The following is a 3013-nucleotide window of genomic DNA, read 5'->3' as shown; positions in this document are numbered from 1 at the left end:
ATTTCAATAAATGTTTCAAGCAATTCTTGAACACCAAAATTATTAATTGCACTACCAAAAAACACAGGGGCTAAATAACCGGAACGATATAAAGGTATGTCAAAAGGTTCGTAAACTGAATCTACTAACTCCACCTCATCACGTAGTGTATTAGCGGCTTTCTCTCCTAATATAGTATCTAACTGTGTATCCGCTAAATCATCTATAGGTATATAATCACCTGAAATACTTTTCTTATTTGCACTATAAAGATTTAACTTATGTTTATGAAGATGATATACTCCCTTAAAGCTACTGCCTATACCTATTGGCCAACTTAGCGGACGTACGGAGATATTTAACTCTTTCTCTATTTCCTCAAGAAGTTCAAAATGCTCCCTTCCCTCACGGTCCATTTTATTGATAAAAACAATCACGGGTGTATGACGCATTCTACAAACCTGCATCAATTTTCGAGTTTGTTCTTCTACCCCTTTAACAGAATCTATCACCAAGATTACGGAATCGACGGCTGTTAAAGTTCTATATGTATCTTCAGCGAAATCTTTGTGTCCGGGTGTATCAAGAATATTGATTTTATGATTCAAATACTCAAAGCCCATAACAGAAGTGGCAACTGATATACCACGCTGTTTCTCAATTTCCATAAAATCAGAAGTCGCCGTTTTTTCTGCTTTATTACGCTTTACTGTACCTGCCTTTTGGATAGCACCTCCAAAAAGCAAAAGCTTCTCTGTTAATGTTGTCTTTCCAGCATCGGGGTGACTAATAATTCCAAAAGTTCGTCTTTTCTTTATTTCGCGGTTCAGCATCGTTCGTCTTTATTTTTTTCAGAACTGCAAAAGTACGGAAAATAAATTCTTAGATATACTCCTTGCTATAAGTGAAAAATATGATTAACACAGGGTCATTTCTGACTGTTTCAATAAGATCTCAAAGCGGTCGTATAATGTGGCATCAAAATCAGTATCATACTTTGCATTCAGTGGAATGGTATAGTATTCTCCGATCAAACTCAACTTTGTTTCAGTTCTAACAATCCTTATCTTAAGGAAACCGTATTGTTCAAAACAATACTTTACTAATTTAACATCCTTAAACAGATCAGAATCAGTATTAATCATTCGATTTCCCTCTTTTGCCAAAGGGTGCAAAAGAGCATATCCACCAGCACCAGCAACAATATAAGGAGTTCTTGTACCATCAGGATAGTTGCGTATAAAGCGTTGATAATTATGGACATGTCCACTGAAAACAATATCTGGTTTAACTCCAGCCTCTTTGTAAGCATTGTCGAGGAATTCAACCATTGCCAAACTAGAACCATGATTAAGGTCTGCTGAAAAGGGAGATTGATGCAAGCACACAATCAAAACCTTTCCATTCATATCCAAAGCATGCTTTTTTAATTCCTCAATAAACCATTCCTTTTGTTCTTCGGTAATTACACCAAACTTGGCGACATTCCCATACAATCCAATTATTGTCGCCACCGATGTATTCAATGTCCAATATACATTGGGTTGAATCATGCTCTTACGTTCACTTCCCTCAGAAAACTTCACGTAACGCTGTCTCGAGTCACAAAAGACATCCATGTAACCATCTAGACTCTGATAAGGGGATTCATTTAAAAGATTAATCTCCGCATCGTGATTACCTGGGATGGAAAAGATTGGTCCAGGATAATTCTCAAAAGGTTTGAAAAATTGAGCAGGGTACTCATCCTTCTCTCCATGATCATAAACGATATCGCCCAAATGATATAGAAATTGCGGTTTATTTTCACCCACTTTTGCTTGCTTTATCAATTGCTGTGCTAATAATCGTTGAAAACTTAAGTCTTTTGCACTCCCTGTATCTCCCACCATATGAAAAACTAACTCATTTTCTTTTCCCGCAATGGCAGGCTCTACTTCTCCTATATCTAAATTATAGGGCCACTTGCCTACCGGGGGAGGTAAAGGTCTAAATTTATTTGCATCAGCAAATTTTCCTTTCAGCAATAATGGCTTGTCAACTATTTTATTCATTATTAAAAATTATTCTTAAATATGTTCAAAAAGGATACCAATTAAATCAATAAATGTCATATAATTATTAAGAATAAGTTAAGAGTCAGAACTATTACCAAAAATACCGCAAAAAAAATATTTAAAATCTTGTGTTTAAAAAAACAAAAACGTATTATTGTCGACTGATTTAATAGACAATAATATCTAGCAGATGCCTGAAAAGACTCAGCCCATAATAAGGGAAACAAATCTAAATGACAATCCACCCCCTCTTGAGGTAAAAACTCAAGAAAATGGTATAATTAATAAAACACATACTAAAGTAAACACGCAAGAAAAGAAATGGAAACGTATTGCTAATTGGAGTTTAATTATTCTGGCTTTATTATTCATTATTTTTGCAGTGCTTGCATACATTCCAGGCGATAGAGTTATAACCTACCTTCAAACACTACCTGGCAAAATCGATGAACAATTCTTTTGGATGTTAGCTATAGGCTTTGTCGCACAAATGGTTGATGGAGCTCTGGGGATGGGATATGGGGTAATTTCAACAACCCTTCTTCTATCAGGAGGAGTAAATCCAGTTGTTGTAAGTGGAAGCATTCATACTGCAGAAATGTTTTCTAGCGGCGCTTCCGGATATAGTCACTATAAATTCGGGAATGTAAATAAGAAACTCTTTAAAACTCTATTAATTCCAGGGGTAATAGGAGCTATTTGCGGTGCTCTACTTCTAGGCTTTTTTGGAGAAAAGTATGCTGGGTGGCTTAGACCTATATTGTCTATTTATACGCTTATTCTCGGAATTCGGATTCTTATAAATGCTTTTAAGAAACAAATTAAATCCCAAAAAGTAAAGCATGCTGGCTGGCTGGCTGGAGCCGGAGGATTTTTAGACTCTTTTGGAGGCGGAGGCTGGGGTCCATTAGTGACTAGTACTTTAATATCAAAAGGTAGAAGTCCGAAATATGTTATAGGATCTGTTAGTCTTACCG

The 3013-nt window shown here is 36.0% G+C and carries 3 protein-coding genes; 1 reads left to right on the top strand and 2 read right to left on the bottom strand.

Going from position 1 to position 3013, the window contains the following annotated elements:
• Together ABWO41_RS17195 and ABWO41_RS17190 are read right to left on the bottom strand one after the other, a co-directional pair.
• The coding region (locus ABWO41_RS17195; protein WP_353140685.1) for a GTP-binding protein at positions 1-812 on the bottom strand (812 nt) is incomplete at its 3' end.
• 84 nt (positions 813-896) lie between these two features.
• Complete coding sequence (locus tag ABWO41_RS17190) at positions 897-2033, bottom strand: metallophosphoesterase family protein (RefSeq protein WP_353140682.1); 1137 nt, start codon at positions 2031-2033, stop codon at positions 897-899.
• 193 nt (positions 2034-2226) lie between these two features.
• On the opposite strand from ABWO41_RS17190, the gene ABWO41_RS17185 reads away from it, so the two are divergent.
• Positions 2227-3013, top strand: a 787-nt coding sequence (locus ABWO41_RS17185) for a sulfite exporter TauE/SafE family protein (protein WP_353140679.1), incomplete at its 3' end; no start/stop codon positions are given.

The organism is Pseudopedobacter sp. (assembly GCF_040392825.1).
Taxonomy (GTDB): domain Bacteria; phylum Bacteroidota; class Bacteroidia; order Sphingobacteriales; family Sphingobacteriaceae; genus Pseudopedobacter.
The sequence above is the reverse complement of the archived record's forward strand: the minus strand, read 5'-3'. Positions and strand labels throughout refer to the sequence as shown.